Raw genomic sequence first — 16730 nt, 5'->3', positions numbered from 1 at the left:
ACCGCCCCTCGACGAACGACCGTCTCCAGTCGGGACGACAGGATTTGAACCTGCGACCCCTTGACCCCCAGTCAAGTGCGCTACCAAGCTGCGCCACGTCCCGCTGCCCGTCTGACCTGGGGTTTCCCCCGGGTGAACGCGCAGGAAAACCATACCGCACTCGGGCCGGTGGTCCGCACCGCATTTCCGGGCCGGCCTCGGGCGGTGCCGGCCGGTGTCAGCGCTCGCGCGTGCGGGACGGCTCGGCGGCAGCCGCCGTCCGGGCGGGGCCGGGCGTGCCCGTCGCCGTCCCCGTCACTGTCCCCGCCGTCGGTGCCGTCCGCGTGTCGACCCGCACCAGTCCGCGCACCGCCGGTATCAGCAGCAGGGCCGCGCACACGGCGAAGCTGGTCGCACCGGCGACGAACAGGACGTGGTCGGCGCCGAGGGCCGAGGCGGCGGGCCCGGCGAGGGCCTGGCCGACGGGCATCATCGCGAGGGAGCCCGCCACGTCGTAGGCGTGGATGCGGTTGAGGACGTCCGGCGGGACCTGGGTCTGCACACTGGTCGCCCACATCACGCCCCAGAAGGACATCCCGGCCCCGGCGACGGCTGCCCCGGCCGCCATGACAGGCACGTCGAGCCCGGCGCCGACGCTCGCCGGGAAGGCGGCGAAGCCGACGAGGGCGATCGCTCCGGCGCGGAGCATCCGGCGGGGCCGCAGCCGCAGCGCGAGGAGGCCGCCCACGACGGTGCCGGCGCCCAGGGCGGAGTTGACCAGGCCGTAGGCGCGGGCGCCGTGCTCCTGCACCACCTCGGCGGCCACCAGCGGAACGGTCGGCCCCCAGACGGCGATCATGTACACGCACCAGACGGCGATGACGCTCCAGAGCCAGCGACGCGCACGGAACTCCTGCCATCCCTGGACCAGGTCGGCGCGGAACGCCCTGCTCCCGCGGCCGGACACCGCCCTGCTCCCCGGCGCGGGCGGGGGCAGCCGGAGCAGCAGCAGGCACAGGGCGCTGAGCGCGTACGTGGTGGCGTGGGCGGCGAAGACCCCGCCGGGCGAGGCGAAGCCGACCAGGAGGCCGGCGACCGCGGGACCCGCGAGCTGGGCGGCGGACTCGGCGACGCGTATCGCGCCGTTGGCCCCCTGGACGTCGGAGGAGAGCCGGGGCACGGTGCTGGCGACACCGGGCTGGAAGACGGCACCCGCGACGCCGTTGACGAAGCCGATGGCGCAGATCTGCCAGAGCACGACGTGGCCGGAGAAGAAGAGGGCGGCGGCCAGGGCCTGGGTGCCGAGCCGTACGAGGTCGGCACCGATCATCAGCCTGCGGGTGCTGAAGCGGTCGGCGAGGACTCCGCCGAAGACGACCAGACCGGCGAAGGCGGCGGCCGTCGCGGCCATGGCGAGGCCGACCGCTCCCGCCCCGTACCCGTGCTGGAGCAGTCCTGCGGCGAGCGCGACGGGCAGCATCGTGTCCCCCAGCCGGGCCACGGCGCGGGCGGCGAAGAACAGGGCGAAGTCCCGCGACCACACGGCCCGTCCGGCCGTCGCCTCCTGCGGCGCGGACCGCGCCGGCGTCGCGTCCATCCCGTGTTCTCCCTCCCCGGCCGTCCCCCGGCCGTCCCCCGGTCGCCCCGCCGGCCTTTGGTCACGCCGCCGCCCCGCGCCACCCGGCCGCCCCGTGCGCACCGTGTGTCCGGCAGCCGGAGCCCCCCTCCGGCCCCGGCTGTCGCGTCCTCGGATCATGCCACGGGCCACTGACAGCACCCGAGGGGTTTTCAGCTCCCGGCGGGCAGCCCCAGCCGCGGATGCGCCTCCAGCAGCCGGGCCGGGGCCGCCTGGCGCCAGGAGTCGGCGAGGATGTCGCGCAGCTCCTCCTCGCCCTCCAGGGCGGCGATCCGGGCCCGCACCCACGCGAACTGCGCCTCGTGCCCGGCGATCCAGAACTTCTCCGGCTCGGCCAGCACCAGTTCGTCGCGCTCCTCCTTCGGGCAGCGCACCGCGAGGGAGGTCTCGTCCTCGGGCAGGGTGGCGAACATCTTGCCCGCGACCCGGAAGGTGGGCATGCTCCAGGCGGTCTTCTCCGCCGTGTCCGGCAGGGACAGGGCGACACGGCGTACGTCTTCAGCGTCCGGCATGTCAGGAACGCTAGCCGCAGCCACTGACAACGACCCGGCCCCGCCGGGAGACCGGGGCGGCCGGGGATCCGGGGCGGCCGGGGATCCGGGGCGGCCGGGGAAAAAAGCGGCACGTCCGCGGGCCCTCAGGAGCGGGCCGCCTCGCCCAGTGCGTCGAGGACCGGGCGGATCAGCGGGTGCTCCTCGGCCCCGCGGCGTACGGCGGCGAAGACGCGGCGGGTGGGGGCCGCCCCGTCGACCGGGCGGACCACCACGCCGGTGAGGTCGGTGCCGTGCAGCGCCGAGCGCGGGACGAGCGCCACCCCGGCGTCGGCCGCGGCGAGCGAGACCACCGCGCGGAAGTCGTCCGAGGAGTGCTCCAGGCGGGGCTGGAACCCGGCGTGTTCACAGGCCAGCACGACCACGTCGTGGCACGGGTTGCCGGGGTAGGGGCCGATCCAGGGGTCCTTGGCCAGCTCGGCGAGCGGCACCTCGTCGGCGCCGGCGAGGCGGTGGGCGACCGGGACGACGGCGTCGAAGGGCTCGGCGTACAGCGGGAGGTGGGTCAGGCGCGGGTCGTCGGCGGGCGGCGCGCCCCGGTACTCGACGGCCACCGCGACGTCGACCTGCCGGTCGAGCAGCATGGGGAGGCTGGCGTCGCCCTCGGCGTCCCGGACCCGGAGCCGGATGCCGGGTGCCGAGAGCGCCAGGCGGGAGAGGGCGGGCGCCACCACCAGGTTGATGCCGGTCGCGAAGGCGGCGACCGTGACCGTGCCGGCCTCGCCCGAGTCGTACGCGGCCAGCTCGGCCTCGGCCCGCTCCAGTTGGGCGAGGACGGCGTTGGTGTGGCTGAGCAGGATCTCGCCGGCCGGGGTCAGGCGCACGCCCTTGGCGCCGCGCTCGACCAGGCGGTGGCCGGTCTCCTGCTCCAGGGCGGCGAGCTGCTGGGAGACCGCCGAGGGGGTCAGGTACAGCGCGGCGGCGGCCGCCGTCACGGTGCGGTGGTCCGCGACCGCCCGGAGGATGTGCAGCCGCCGCGCTTCGATCACGGAACCGATTCTCTCAGGTCGACGAGGTCGACGGGGTGCTCGGGCGGGGTGCTCAGGCGGCGAGCCGCGCCCGCGCCGCCACGAAGGCGTCCACCGCGCGGTGCACGTCGTCGGTGGAGTGGGCGGCGGACAGCTGCACGCGGATACGGGCCTTGTCCTGCGGGACGACCGGGTAGGAGAAGCCGATCACGTACACGCCGCGCTCCAGGAGCAGCTCCGCCATGCGGCCCGCCTCGGAGGCGTCGCCGATCATGACGGGCGCGATGGCGTGGTCCCCGGGGAGGATGTCGAAGCCCTCCTCCGTCATCCGGCGCCGGAACAGGGCGGTGTTCTCGGCGAGCCGCACGCGCAGGTCGTCGGCCGACTCCAGCAGGTCGAGCACCTTGAGGGAGGCGGCGGCGATCACCGGGGCGAGGGTGTTGGAGAAGAGGTACGGCCGGGAGCGCTGGCGGAGCAGGGCGACGATCTCGGCACGGGCGGCGACGTAGCCGCCGGAGGCACCGCCGAGCGCCTTGCCGAGGGTGCCCGTGATGATGTCGACGCGGTCCATGACGCCGTGCAGCTCGGGGGTGCCGCGGCCGCCGGGGCCGACGAAGCCGACGGCGTGCGAGTCGTCGACCATGACCATGGCGCCGTGGCGGTCGGCGAGGTCGCAGATCTCGGCGAGCGGGGCGACGTAGCCGTCCATGGAGAAGACGCCGTCGGTGACGATCAGCTTGCGGCGGGCGTCGCCGGCCGCCTTGAGCTGCGCCTCCAGGTCGGCCATGTCGCGGTTGGCGTAGCGCAGGCGCCTGGCCTTGGACAGCCGGATGCCGTCGATGATCGAGGCGTGGTTGAGGGCGTCGGAGATCACCGCGTCCTCGGGGCCGAGGAGGGTCTCGAAGACGCCGCCGTTGGCGTCGAAGCAGGACGAGTAGAGGATCGTGTCCTCCTGGCCGAGGAACGCGGAGAGCCGGGCCTCCAGTTCCTTGTGCACCTCCTGGGTGCCGCAGATGAAGCGGACGGAGGCCATGCCGTAGCCCCAGCGGTCCAGCGCCTCGTGGGCGGCGGCGACGACCTCGGGGTGGTCGGCGAGGCCGAGGTAGTTGTTGGCGCAGAAGTTGAGGACCTCGCCGGGGCGGCCGCCGGCGGTGACGGCGACGGTCGCGGACTGCGGGGTGCCGATCACACGCTCGGGCTTGTGCAGGCCGGCGGCGCGGATCTCGTCGAGGGTGGCGCGCAGGTCGTCGCGCACGGAGTCGAACATCTCAGGAGCTCCTAGGAAGCAGGTGGCTTACGCGGTCCAGTCGAGGACGACCTTGCCGCCGCGGCCGCTCGCCGCGTCGGCGAACGCGGCCTCGAAGTCGCGGTGGGAGTAGCGGCCGGTGATGACCGGGGCCAGGTCGAGGCCGCCTTCGAGCAGCACCGACATGGCGTACCAGGTCTCGAACATCTCGCGGCCGTAGATGCCCTTGACCGTGATCATGGAGGTGACGATCCGGGCCCAGTCGACCGGGAACTCCTCGGTCGGCAGGCCGAGCATCGCGATCCGGCCGCCGTGCGTCATGTTGGTGATCATGTCGCGCAGGGCCTCGGGGCGTCCGGACATCTCCAGGCCGATGTCGAAGCCCTCCCGCAGGCCGAGGTCGCGCTGTCCGTCGGCGACGGTCGCGTCCGAGACGTTCAGGGCGAGGCTGACGCCCACCTTGCGGGCCAGGTCGAGGCGGTCCTCGCTCACGTCGGTGATCATGACGTTGCGGGCGCCCGCGTGCCGGGCCACGGCGGCGGCCATCAGGCCGATCGGTCCGGCGCCGGTGATGAGGACGTCCTCGCCGACCAGCGGGAAGGACAGGGCGGTGTGCACGGCGTTGCCGAACGGGTCGAAGATCGCGGCGACGTCGAGGTCCACGGGGACGCGGTGCACCCAGACGTTGGTGGCGGGCAGGGCGACGTACTCGGCGAACGCCCCGTCCCGGCCGACGCCGAGGCCCACGGTGGCGCGGCACAGGTGGCGCCGCCCGGCCAGGCAGTTGCGGCACTTGCCGCAGACCAGGTGGCCCTCGCCGCTGACCAGGTCACCGGTCTTGATGTCGGTGACGTCCCGTCCGGTGCCGACGACCTCGCCGACGAACTCGTGCCCGACGACGAGCGGGGTGCGGACGGCCTGCCGCGCCCAGCCGTCCCAGGCGCGGATGTGCAGGTCGGTGCCGCAGATTCCGGTGCGCAGCACCTTGATGAGTACGTCGCCGGCACCGACGGCGGGCTCGGGGACGTCCGCGAGCCGGAGCCCGGGCTCCGCCTTCTCCTTGACCAGCGCCTTCAACTGAACGGCTCCTGACGGGTGGGGTCCCGGCGGCGGGCAGGCCGAAGCGGCCCGCGTCCGGGGTGGGGAGGGTGATCGCACAGAAATCTGCCGTACGGCACCGTCCCGGGTCCATCGAGCCTTTCTTAAGCCCGGCCGCAGCTTTCCTTCACGCGCCCGGCGAGGGTCCGGGTGCGCCCGGCGAGGGCCTGCCGCCGCTCACAGCGGGAGCCCGTCCTCCGCGCTGCGCTCGATGCGCCGTACGAGGTCGGCGGCGGCCGACTTGATCGTGGCCAGGCCCTCCGTCCCCCAGCTCCGGGGCCGGACGTCGGCCACGGACACGGTGCCGAGGACGGTGTCCGTGCTGTCGGTGAGCGGGGCCCCGAGGTAGGAGCGGATGCCGAACTCGTCGACCACCGGGTTGCCCGCGAACCGCGGGTAGTCGCGCACGTCGTCCAGGACGAGGGCCCTGCGCCGGGCCACCACGTGCGGGCAGAAGCCGTGGTCGCGGGGCTGGGCCCGGCCGAACTCGGGACCGGTCCCGTCGCCCCGCGCGACCCGCGGACGGTCGGGGACCCGCAGGCCGGCGAAGAACTGCCCGCCCTCGACCAGGAAGTTGACCATCGCGTACGGCGCCTCGGCGAGACCGGCGAGGTGGGCGGCGAAGGAGTCGAGCGCCGGGTCGGGGCGCTCGGCCAGGCCGAGCCGGCGCAGCCGGTCCACCCGGGCGGGGGCCTCCCGGTCCTCGGGGGTGAGCAGCAGACGTCCGGCCGGGCGCGGCGGGTCGTAGCTCATGGGCGGACTCCGGCGCCGAACCCGGTGGGGGCCGGCGTGTGGGCGATGAGGTGGCGTACCAGGGTGAGCAGGGTCTGGACGCCGGAGCTGGAGATCCGGGCGTCGCAGCGCACGATGGGGATTCCGGGGTGGAGGTCCATGGCCGCGCGCACCTCCTCGGGGTCGTAGCGGTGGGCGCCGTCGAACTCGTTGATCGCGACGACGAAGCCGAGTCCGCGTTCCTCGAAGAAGTCGACGGCGGCGAAGGACTCCTCCAGGCGGCGGGTGTCGGCGAGGATCACCGCCCCGAGGGCGCCTTCGCACAGTTCGTCCCACATGAACCAGAAGCGCTGCTGGCCAGGGGTGCCGAAGAGGTACAGCACGTGTTCGGCGTCGAGGGTGATGCGGCCGAAGTCCATGGCCACGGTCGTTTCGAGCTTGTTCTCGATTCCGTCGAGGTTGTCGGTCGCGGCGCTGACGGTGGTGAGCAGTTCCTCCGTGCTCAGCGGCGCGATCTCGCTGACGGCGCCGACGAAGGTGGTCTTGCCGACGCCGAATCCGCCCGCCACGAGGATCTTCAGGGCGGTGGGAAAGGGGTCGGGGCCTTCGCCGTTCGCGTGGTCAGAGCTGTCGTCGTAGTCCATCGAGCACTGCCTCCAGAAGGGCCCGGTCCGTGGGGTGGTGGTGGAACGCGGCGGGTGGTTTGGTGGTCAGCGCGCCGCAGTCGACGAGGTCCGAGAGCAGCACCTTGGTGACCGCCACGGGGAGCCGCAGATGGGCGGCGAGCTCGGCGACCGGGAGGGGCGCCCGGCACAGGTCCAGGGCCTGTGTGTGCTCGGGCCCCAGGTAGCCGAGGGGGGTCGCCCCGGTGGCCATGACCTGGGACATCAGGTCGAGCGCGACGGTGGGTGCGGTGCGCCCGTTGCTGACGGTGAAGGGGCGCACCAGCCGTCCGGCGGCGTCGTCGAGCCAGGGCCCGTCGCCGGCCGCGGTCACCGTCAAGGCCTCATCGCCGGTGGTTCCGCGGTCTGCTGCCGGGGCGCGGTGACGAGGTAGGGGCGGACGCTCTTGACCAGCATCGCCATCTCGTAGCCGAGGACGGCCGCGTCGGCCTCGCGGCCGGCCAGTACGGCCAGGCAGGTGCCGGACCCCGCGGTGGTGACGAAGAGCAGGGTCGAGTCGAGTTCGACGACGACCTGCCGCACGTCCCCGCCGTCGCCGAAGCGGACGCCGGCGCTGCGGCCGAGGGAGTAGAGGCCGGAGGCCAGGGCCGCCATGTGGTCGGCGCTGTCGGGGTCGAGGCCGTGGACGGACTTCACCAGCCCGTCGGCGGACAGGAGTACGGCACTGCTGGTGTGCGGCACGCGCTGGACGAGGCTGCTCATCAGCCAGTCGAGGTCGGACACTTGGCCGGTCGGCGCATCGCTAACCATGGTGGATCGACTCCTTGGGGTACGAAGGTCTGCGGGAGCGCGGGTCGTGGGAGCGCTGGCCGTGGGGGCGGGGCAGGGCATGGGAGTGGTCATCCGGCGGGGTCCCCGGGGGTCCGTCGCACGGGCGCCGGCGGTGTGGCGGCCGGTGCCAGGGGGGCGGCGGGCGGGGGCGGCGGCGCGGGGCGGAGCGGTTCCGCGGGGGCGGGCTCCGCGCGCTGGGCCGCCTCCGCCAGGCCGATGCCGCGCTGGAAGGCCGCCATCAGGGCGGGGTCGTGGCCGGTGTACTGCTCGGGTTCCTGGCGTGGGGCGGGGCCGCCGCGCAGCTGGGGCGCGATGTGTTCCTGGGCGCGGCGGCGGGGCAGTTGAGGTTTGCCCATGGTGCCGCGGACCGCGCTGTGCCGCGGGACGGGCGGGGTGGCCGCGTGTTCGGCGATGACGCCCCGGTCCTCCGGCCGGACACCGGGCACGGCGGCGGCCGGCGTGGGCCGGTTGCGGTGGGTGCCGCGCACGGGCAGCGGCACGGGCGCGCCGTCGGCCCGCCGGTGCCGGTTCTGGCTGGGGTTCGGGTTCTGTTTCTGGTTCTGTTTCTGGTCCTGGCTCTGCTCCTGGCTCGGGATCTGGCTGGTATTCAGGATCGGGTTCTGGCCCGGGCTCTGGCTCTGGCTCTGGCCCGGAGCATGATTCGAGTGCAGGGGCGGGGTCGGCCCGTGGGCGGGGTCGGCGCCTGGCCCGGGGGCCGGGGGCACCGGAAGGGGTGCCGCCGGAGCCGGCGCGGCGGGCGGGGGCGTGAGGTGGGCCGCCGGGACCGGCGCCGCCCCGGGCAGCGCGGACGGCACGGGCGGTGCCGGTGCTGCCACCCCGGCCACCGGCCGGGAGTGCTGACGGGGCGGCTGTACGGGTCCGACGGGCCCGCCGCCGGTGGTCCGCACCGTCCCGGCCGCGCTGCTCGGCAGGGCGACCGGCTCGGTGCCCAACAGGGCTTGCGGTACGACCAGTACGGCCTGGACGCCACCGTAGATGTTGGTCTGCAGCCGGACGGTGATCCCGTGCCGCTTGGCGAGCTGGGAGACGACGAACAGTCCGATCCGGCCGTCCGCGAGGAGGCGGGCGACGTTGACCTGGTCGGGGTCGGCGAGCAGGGCGTTCATCCGGTCCTGTTCGCCGGCGGGCATGCCGAGCCCGCGGTCCTCGACCTCGACGGCGAGGCCCGAGGTGACTAGGCCGGCGCGCATCAGCACCTGGGTCTGCGGGGCGGAGAACAGGGTGGCGTTCTCGACGAGTTCGGCCAGCAGGTGGATGACGTCGGCGACGGCGTGGCCGCGCAGGGTGCCGTCGGTCGGGGGCACCAGCCGGACCCGGGAGTACTGCTCGACCTCGGCGATGGCCGAGCGCAGCACCTCGGTCATGTCCACCGGGTTGCTCCACTGGCGCCGGGAGACGGCACCGCCGAGCACGGCGAGGTTCTCGGCGTGGCGGCGGATGCGGGTGGCGAGGTGGTCGACGTGGAAGAGGCCCTTGAGGAGGTCGGGGTCCTCGATCTCGTTCTCCAGCTCGTCCAGGATGGAGATCTCGCGGTGGACGAGCGACTGGAGGCGCCGGGCGAGGTTGAGGAAGACCTCCAGCTTCTGTTCGCTGCCCGCCTGGCTGGAGAGCTGGGCGGCCCGGACGACGGCGGTGACGGCGCCGTCGTGCGCGCGGGAGAGATCGGCCGCGAGCAGTTCGAAGTCGTCGGCGTCGGCCGGCGGGCCGCCGCGCTGCGTGCGCCGGGTCGGGGTCTCGCCGCGGCGCAACGCCTCGACGACGGCGCGCAGTTCACCCTCCTGGCGGGCGGTCGCGTCGCGCAGCGCGCCGACGCGCTCCTGCACCGACCGCGCGGCGCGGTCGGCGGCGACGGCGGCGATGACGACGGCCGCGGCGGTCACCGAGACGGCGCCGGCCAGCACGCCCCACAGGACGGGTCCGGGACCGGCGCCGGTGGACCGGACGGTGAACAGGACGACGGCGCAGGCGCTGAGCGCGACGGCGACCGGCGGCAGCACCGCGAGCCGCAGGAGTTGGGGCCGTATGTGGGTGTCGGGCAGCGCGGGGGCGGTCCGTGGGGCCGGCCGGCCGTGCCGTCCGCCCTCGCGGCGGTCTGCTCTCGCGGCCGGGGCGCGGAGGTGAGACATCGGTGTCCTCGTACTGGTCCGTGTACGTGCCCGGGGGCGCCGCCGGTACATGTCCGGGTGCGGGTCCGGGTGCCTTTCCGTCGGCCCTACGTCGCCCGACGGCCACCGACAGTAGTCGCCTGCCCGTCATGTGCGGTGGGCAGTTGGCAAAGTCCCTCCGGTAACGTCCCGCTCTGGTATGAGGTCTCGCACTCCAGACCGATAAGCCGTTGTGGCACCTGTTCGGGATGTGCCGGGGAGCAGTCGGAACTGGTCAGATTCAGTCACCGAGTGTGAGCCTCACCCGTGCGGGCACGGCGGCCCTCCCCGCGGCCGGCTCAGCCCTTCAGCGCCGCCAGTACGCAGCTGTCCCCGACCTGCCACACCGGCGTGACGTGTCCGAAGCCCGCCCGGTGCAGCAGCCGGGTGTGGGCACCCACGGACAGGTGCCGGTTCCCGTTGCCCGAGGAGGACCGGTTCTTCTCGCGCTGCTCGAACAGGTCGGTCAGCTCCGGGTCGGCCGCCGCGGCCTCCCACCACGACTCCCAGTCCTCGTCCTCGCGCCCGTGCACGCCGGTCCGCTCGGCCCTGCGGCGCCCCACGTGGGCGGTCAGCTCGGAGCAGGGCGATCCGTCCGGCGGGAAGTGGTCCCCGTTGACGAGGGCGCCGCCGTCGCGGAGCACGGCGGCGAGGCTGCGGTAGGTGCGCAGCAGGACGGGGGCGGGCAGGTAGTGCAGGGCCGTCGTCGTGACGGCGGCGTCCACGGGGCGGTCCAGCTCCAGCGCGTCCGTCCAGCCGTCCTCGCCGATCACCGCGTCCACGTACCGCGCGGAGTCCGAATGGTGGGTGCGGCCCAGCTCCAGGAGTACGGGGTCCATGTCGACGGCGACGATCTCCGCGTGCGGCAGGCGGCGGGCGAGCCGGGCGGACAGGGAGCCGGGACCGCAGCCCAGGTCGAGCAGGAGCGGCCGGTCGCGGCCGGCGCAGAGGTGCTCCGTGACGTCCGCGATCACCGCGAAGCGCTCTTCGCGGTCCACCGCGTAACGCTGCTGCTGCCGCTCCCAGCGCTCCACCCACATACTGGCCGCTCCCATACTCACGCCCATCCGGCCGTCACACCTCGTTCGTCTCTCACCTGTCGCGACTACCACGCAATCTACAGGTGGAAACGGTTATCAATAGCCGTTCACTCCAGTGAGGCGAGAACGGCCAGCAGCCGATCGATCTCCTCCTCCGTGTTGTAGACGTGCAGACTGACCCGGACGGACCCGTTCTTCTCGTCGGCGCCGGCCTGGCAGAGGCTGTCGGCCCGGACCATGAAGCCGTGGCTGTAGAGGATGAAGCCCAGGTCGTCGGAGGGGATGTCACGGTGCCGGAAGGTGACGATGCCGTGCCGCCGCTGGGCCTCGGGCAGCGCGCTGTCTGCTGCGAGCCCGGCGGGGCAGCCGAGGATCTCGTAGCTCTCCAGGCGGTGCAGCCGGTCGGTCAGGCGGCCGGCCAGCCGCGTGACGTGGCGGTCGATCCGCTCGGGCCCCGCCGCGTCCAGCCAGTCGAGCGCCGCCAGGAGCGACACGATGCCCACCGTGTTGGGGGTGCCCTGCCAGCCTCCGGGCCGCAGTCGCGGCCCCCGGGTGTTGCGCGCCCAGACCGCACCGGTGCCGGGCAGGGCCAGGGCCTTGTGCCCCGAGAAGACGACGAAGTCCACGTCGAGGTCCGGGTCCCCGACCCGGACGGGGAGGTGGCCGACGCTCTGGGCGGCGTCCAGGCAGATGGGCACGTCGGGGCCGACGGCGGCGCGCAGGCGGTGCACGTTCATGTCGCCGCCGTAGACGTGGTGGACGTGGGTCGCCGCGACGAACCGGGTGCGGGGGCCCACCACCCGGTCCAGGGCGCGGTGGTCGTAGTCGCCGGAGGACTCCTGGCGGGGCAGGGCCCGCACCGTCACGCCGACACCGCGCTCGGCCAGCAGGTGCCGGGCTTCGAGCCAGGGCTCCAGGTTGGCCCGGTGGTCGGCGAACGGAACGAGGATCTCGTCGCCGTCCTTGAGGTACGGCACGAGCCAGTCACGGGCGACGGTGCGCAGGCCCTCGGTGGTACCGCTGGTGAAGTGGACGTCGGAGTACTGCGGTTGCGGGTCCCCCAGGAACTCCTTGACCCGTTCGCGGGTCCGCTCCACCAGCTCCGTGGTGCGGTTGGCCCAGGGGTAGGTGCCGCGGCCCGCGTTGGCGTTGGACGTGGTCAGGTAGCGCTCCACGGCCTCGATGACCGCCCGCGGTTTCTGCGAGGTCGCCGCGCTGTCCAGGTACGTCAGGTCCGGGTGCGCGGCGAGGATCGGGAACTGCGCCCGCAACTCCCGCCGCCAGTCGCCCTCTTCCTCGTGCGCCCGCTCGGGGCGCCTCTCCTCCGCCATGGCGTTCACTCCCTCACCAGCGGCGCGCCGGCGTCCCGCCAGGCCACGATCCCGCCCGCCAAGCTCCGCACGTCGGGGTGGCCCATGCGGGAGAGCAGCGCGGCGTAGCGCAGCGACTTCTCCCCCACCGGACACGCGAGCAGCACCGGAGTGCGCTTGCTGAACGGCAGTCCTCCGCGCACCAGTTCCTCGAAGAGTTCGTCGACGATGTTCACCGAGCCCTCGATGTGCAGGGCGGCGTAGGCGTGCGGTCCGCGCAGGTCCACGACCAGCGGGCGGGGTTCGCCCTCCGCGATCCAGCGCCGCGCGTCGTCGACGCCGGCCACCCGGGCGGCCGCCCGGATCTCGTCGCCGGTGAGCGAGGAGGCCCGGTGACCGCGCCGCGCCTTGCCCAGCAGCTCCGGGCGGCGCTGGCGCACATAGCTCAGATAGCTCTCGGCCCGGTCGCACACGATGAACACGGCGCTCTCGCGGCGGCCCGTGCCCTCCAACTCGGCGTCGACCGCGGACAGATGGCGTACCGCGCCTTCGTAGGCCGCGCCGCCGGTCGGTCCCGACAGGAGTCCGCAGCGGCGGATCAGGGTGATCATCCCGTCGATGGCCTGCTGCGAGGTGACCGGGGCGAGCGAGTCGTAGGTCGCCGGGTCGAACAGGCCGACCTGGTGCACCTCGTCGATGGTGCGGATGCCGGGGATGAAGTCGGACTTGTCCGCGACCAGCCCGAGCACCCGTACGTCGGGGTCGTGTTCGCGCAGGACCCGGGCGACGCCGGTGGAGGACCCGGCCGTGCCGACGCAGGCCACGAACCAGTCCGGCGCCCGTCCGTCCAGGTCCTTGACTATCTCGGGGCCGGTCCCGGCGGCGTGGGCCTCGACGTTGCGCGGGTTGAAGTACTGGTCGGTGTGCAGGTAGGTGCTGCCGGGCTCGGAGAGCGCCTGGTGGAAGCGGGTGAGCGGGTCGTCCGTGTCGGTGGGGTCGAGGCACTCGCTCTGGCCGGGCAGCTCCTCGATCTCGGCGCCGAGCAGCAGGAGCAGTTCCTTGATCTCGGGGACCCGCATCCGGTTGGTCACACTCTTGAACTTCAGCCCGTGCATTCCGGCCAGCAGGGCGAGGGCCTTGGCCGTGTTGCCGCTGGAGAGTTCGACGACCGTCCCGTCGCCGCCGGCCGCGTCCTGGAGGTGGGGCCGGGCCATGTGCCAGGCCGGCCGGTCCTTGACGGACCCGAACGGGTTCAGCATCTCCAGTTTGGCGTACAGGTCGATGTGGCGCAGACCGTGCACCGACGGGTCGATGCGGACCAGCGGTGTGTTGCCGATGGCTTCCGTGATGCTGTCGTACCTCATGCCGACGCTCCCTGCGGGTGTGTGAGCGGCCAGTAGTTCTCGTCCGGGCACCAGCGCCTGGCCCCGTCCTCCTCCGTGACCGCGACCGTCCGTGCCGACGGCTGGCGTTGCGCGTGGTGGGCGTGGAAGTCCATGACGTAACCGGCGGTGTTGACGAAGGCCAGCAGGTCTCCCGGGCGGGGTGTGCGGGGCAGGAACACCAGCCGGCGGGTGATCAGGTCGGCCTCCAGGCAGAGGTTGCCGACAAGATGCACCCCCACCGGCCCGTCGTCCGCCGGCTCCCGGCCGTCGCCCGGGCCGCCGTCCGCCGGCTCTCGGCCTTCGCGCGGCAGCAGGACGGGGTCGACCAGGACTCCGTGCTCCTCCAGGCTGACGTCTCCGGCGTTCATGCCGAGGCGCACCAGATACCGGTCGGCGCCGTCGCCGAGGGGGCGCACCTCCAGCACCCGCGCCAGCGACAGGCCGCACTGGTCGACGAGGGCGCGGCCCGGTTCGACGTACAGGTCGTGGAGGTGTTCCAGGAGCAGGGTGGCGGGCGAGCGGCCGAGGACGGGTGCCGGGCCGGACAGGAGCGCGTCGAGGTAGCCGGGTCCCGCGGTGGGGCGGTGGGCCGGATAGAGGGCGGCGGCGCCGCGTACCGTGCCGGCCTCGTTGCGCAGGCCGTATCCGTGGCCGCGCCAGGTCAGGGGCGGGCGGGTGCCGAGGACGGCCTCGCTCAGGGCGGTCGTCCAGCGCTCCCACTCGCCGGCGTCCTGGACGTAACCGACGCCGAAACCGCCGCCGATGTCCACGGCGCGCGGTGCGAAGCCCCGGGCGCGGCACTCGTCCATGAGCAGCACGCAGCGCTCCAGGGCCCGGCTCTTCTCCTCGAGACCGGTGGTGTCCAGGTGGTAGGCGAGGCCCACGAGTTGGACGCTGGCCGCGTGGCGTTCCAGTGCCGTCCAGAGGCGGTCCGCCTCGGCGACCGGGGTGCCGAACCGGCTGCGGCGCGAGAGCACCCGCGTGCCGGTACCGCCGGGTTCGGGGTCCGACTCGAACCCGGACAGGCGCACCAGCACGTCCGTCCTGGGCAGGGCGTACTGCCGGACGATCGCGGCCAGTTGGTCGAGCTCGGCGACCGAGTCGGCGTTCACCGTCGCACCGGTCCGGGCGGCCAGCCACAGGAACTCGGCGTCCTTCGGGCCGGTGGCCATCACCCGGTCGCCGGTGAAGCCGCAGCTCAGCGCGTGCCGTAGCTCCTCCAGGGAGGCCACGTCGATGCCGACTGCGGCCGGGTCGCACGCCGCGAGTCGGCGCACCAGGGCGCTGGAACGATTCGCCTTGTGGGCGAAGTACACCCGTCCGGCGAGGTGGTGACGCCGGTAGACGGACCGGAAGCGTTCCGCGTTCTCGGCGACGACCTCCGGGAGCAGCACGTTCAGTGGTGATCCCAGGGCGTCGACCAGGGAGTGCAGGAACGGCGCGTCCCCCAGCAACGAGGCGAGCGGTGGGTCGACCCGCGGCCTCAGATACAAGGGCGCGTCCTTCACGAAGTACCTCCCATGTCAGTCAATCACTGAATTTGTCGTCCTCCATGATCAGTTCGTGATTATCGTTTCCAACTGCGCGCGCCGCTACACGTCGGCCGGCCCGGACCTTGGTTCGGTCCGGGCCGGCCGGGATCACGGGGCCCCAGGGGCGGTGGAGTTGCGGGATCAGCCCCCTGTGTACCTGAGGTACGGAGCGACGCTGCGGAGCTTCTCGCAGGTCTCCTCGACCTCCCGTTCGGGACTCGACTGGGCGGTGACCCCGGCGCCCGCACGCAGCCAGGTCTCCCCGTCCGCGCCGACGAGGGTGCGCAGGACGAGGGCGGCGTCCAGGGCGCCGCCGGTGCTGCCGCGGAACACCGCGCCGCCGTACAGGCCGCGGGGCCCGTCCTCGTGCCGGGCCAGCGCCTCCAGGGCGGCGCGCTTGGAGACGCCGGTAGCGGTGATCGCCGGGAAGAGCGAGGCGAACGCGTCCCACGGACCAGCCCCGTCCCGCAGCCCGCCCGTCACCCGCGAGGCCAGGTGCTGCACCGACCCCCGCGCCCTGACCGCCATGAACTCCTCGACCGCGACGGACCCGGGACGGCACACGGCCTCCATCTCCTCCCAGGCCAGGCGCACGGAGACGGCGTGCTCGTGTATCTCCTTGGGGTCCGTGAGCAGTTCCACGCGCCGGCGCTCGTTCTCTGCCGGGTCGGTCCCCCGGGCGCGGGTGCCCGCGAGGGGCTGCGTGCTGACGCGCCCGTCCTCGCCGACCTCCAGTACGGTCTCGGGGCTGAACCCGGCCGCCCGGCAGCCCCCGAGGTCCAGCAGGTAGGAGCGCGCCGGGGTGTTGGCGCGGCGGCCCGCCAGATACGTCGCCGGGAAGTCCACGCGGGGATCGGCGGGCAGCGGCACCTTCCGGGACACCACGGCCTTCTCCAGGAGCCCCGCCCGGATGTCCGCGACCGTCCGGGCCACCGCACGGCCGTAGGCGCCGGCGCCGGTGGCGATGACGCCCTCGGTGCTCCCCGGTGCCGGTTCGCCGCAGGCGGTCCCCCGCGTCCGTGGCTCCGCGAGCAGGTCGGCGACCTTGCGCGTCCACGCCTCGTCCTGGGCGCGGACCAGGGTCCCCTCACCGGCGAGGGTCACCTCGACCGACGGGACCAGCACATGCAGCAGGGGTGCGTCACCGGTCGCGGCGGGGTCCGCGTGGAGGAGGTGGGCGAGTTCGAAGGCCGCCCAGCCGTAGAAGTGGCGTGCGGTGCCGTTCCCGTCCGTCCCCGCGCCCGTGGTGGCCAGGGCGGACAGGGCCGCGGCGAACGCGTCCAGCGGCTTCCCGTCCGTGCGCGAGGTCCAGCTCCGTCCGGCGGCCCGCGCGGTGATGCCGGTGGCCGTCGCGGTGACGGTGACGGCGGAGCCCGCGGCGAAGTGCCAAACGCCGCCTTCCGTCTCGTACACCATGTACTGCTCGGCGAGTCCCGCCTCGGCTAGGCGGGTGGCGGTCGCCGCGGGGTCGGGGCTGGCCCCGTGGGTGCTCGCGCGGGCGAGCGGGGGGACGGCACGCGCCCATGCCTGCCAGGTGCCGGTGCGGGATCCGGGGCGCGCCGATCCGGTACTCGTCGTTCCGGGGCTCGTCGTTCCGGGGCTCATCGTGTCGTGCCTTTCCTCTGCGGCCGGTC

15 protein-coding genes and 1 tRNA gene are annotated in these 16730 nt (G+C 73.8%); all 16 read right to left on the bottom strand.

Going from position 1 to position 16730, the window contains the following annotated elements:
* Positions 1-29: 29 nt before the first annotated feature.
* Positions 30-103: transfer RNA gene (locus tag IG94_RS0115520), tRNA-Pro, on the bottom strand.
* A gap of 114 nt (positions 104-217) precedes the next feature.
* Positions 218-1576, bottom strand: a complete 1359-nt coding sequence (locus IG94_RS0115515; RefSeq protein ID WP_043483713.1) for an MFS transporter — start codon at positions 1574-1576, stop codon at positions 218-220.
* Between the two features lie 191 nt (positions 1577-1767).
* The gene (locus IG94_RS0115510) at positions 1768-2127 is read right to left on the bottom strand and encodes an MmcQ/YjbR family DNA-binding protein (RefSeq protein WP_031035951.1); all 360 of its coding nucleotides are present in this window, start codon (positions 2125-2127) and stop codon (positions 1768-1770) included.
* A gap of 125 nt (positions 2128-2252) precedes the next feature.
* The gene (locus IG94_RS0115505) at positions 2253-3155 is read right to left on the bottom strand and encodes a LysR family transcriptional regulator (protein ID WP_031035949.1); all 903 of its coding nucleotides are present in this window, start codon (positions 3153-3155) and stop codon (positions 2253-2255) included.
* Between the two features lie 52 nt (positions 3156-3207).
* Positions 3208-4401: a glycine C-acetyltransferase gene (locus IG94_RS0115500; RefSeq protein ID WP_031035948.1), complete on the bottom strand. Its 1194-nt coding sequence runs from the start codon at positions 4399-4401 to the stop codon at positions 3208-3210.
* Between the two features lie 27 nt (positions 4402-4428).
* On the bottom strand, positions 4429-5457 hold the full coding sequence (gene tdh, locus IG94_RS0115495; protein ID WP_031035947.1) for an L-threonine 3-dehydrogenase: 1029 nt from the start codon (positions 5455-5457) through the stop codon (positions 4429-4431).
* Positions 5458-5655: 198 nt separating this feature from the next.
* Positions 5656-6231 (bottom strand): GAF domain-containing protein, encoded by a 576-nt coding sequence (locus IG94_RS0115490; protein WP_031035946.1) that lies wholly within the window; start codon positions 6229-6231, stop codon positions 5656-5658.
* On the bottom strand, positions 6228-6854 hold the full coding sequence (locus tag IG94_RS0115485) for a GTP-binding protein (RefSeq protein WP_031035945.1): 627 nt from the start codon (positions 6852-6854) through the stop codon (positions 6228-6230). Before IG94_RS0115485 ends, IG94_RS0115490 begins: the two co-directional genes overlap by 4 nt.
* Positions 6832-7206 (bottom strand): DUF742 domain-containing protein, encoded by a 375-nt coding sequence (locus tag IG94_RS0115480; RefSeq protein WP_031035944.1) that lies wholly within the window; start codon positions 7204-7206, stop codon positions 6832-6834. Before IG94_RS0115480 ends, IG94_RS0115485 begins: the two co-directional genes overlap by 23 nt.
* A 2-nt stretch (positions 7207-7208) precedes the next feature.
* The gene (locus IG94_RS0115475; RefSeq protein ID WP_031035942.1) at positions 7209-7643 is read right to left on the bottom strand and encodes a roadblock/LC7 domain-containing protein; all 435 of its coding nucleotides are present in this window, start codon (positions 7641-7643) and stop codon (positions 7209-7211) included.
* 89 nt (positions 7644-7732) lie between these two features.
* Positions 7733-9811, bottom strand: a complete 2079-nt coding sequence (locus tag IG94_RS0115470; RefSeq protein WP_224326339.1) for a sensor histidine kinase — start codon at positions 9809-9811, stop codon at positions 7733-7735.
* A 317-nt stretch (positions 9812-10128) separates the two neighbouring features.
* Positions 10129-10896: a class I SAM-dependent methyltransferase gene (locus IG94_RS0115465; RefSeq protein WP_031035938.1), complete on the bottom strand. Its 768-nt coding sequence runs from the start codon at positions 10894-10896 to the stop codon at positions 10129-10131.
* An 80-nt stretch (positions 10897-10976) separates the two neighbouring features.
* Positions 10977-12200, bottom strand: a complete 1224-nt coding sequence (locus IG94_RS0115460) for an aminotransferase class V-fold PLP-dependent enzyme (RefSeq protein ID WP_031035936.1) — start codon at positions 12198-12200, stop codon at positions 10977-10979.
* A gap of 5 nt (positions 12201-12205) precedes the next feature.
* Positions 12206-13543 (bottom strand): pyridoxal-phosphate dependent enzyme, encoded by a 1338-nt coding sequence (locus IG94_RS0115455; protein ID WP_031035934.1) that lies wholly within the window; start codon positions 13541-13543, stop codon positions 12206-12208.
* Entirely contained in the window at positions 13540-15072 is a 1533-nt protein-coding gene (locus IG94_RS0115450; RefSeq protein WP_031035932.1) for a Y4yA family PLP-dependent enzyme, read from the bottom strand. Before IG94_RS0115450 ends, IG94_RS0115455 begins: the two co-directional genes overlap by 4 nt.
* Positions 15073-15237: 165 nt before the next feature.
* The gene (locus IG94_RS0115445) at positions 15238-16701 is read right to left on the bottom strand and encodes a salicylate synthase (protein WP_052410700.1); all 1464 of its coding nucleotides are present in this window, start codon (positions 16699-16701) and stop codon (positions 15238-15240) included.
* Between the last annotated feature and the right edge of the window lie 29 nt (positions 16702-16730).

It is taken from the genome of Streptomyces olivaceus (assembly GCF_000721235.1).
In the GTDB taxonomy this organism is placed as follows: domain Bacteria; phylum Actinomycetota; class Actinomycetes; order Streptomycetales; family Streptomycetaceae; genus Streptomyces; species Streptomyces olivaceus.
Note: the sequence above shows the minus strand (reverse complement) of the source record. Positions and strands in the feature narration are given on the sequence as shown.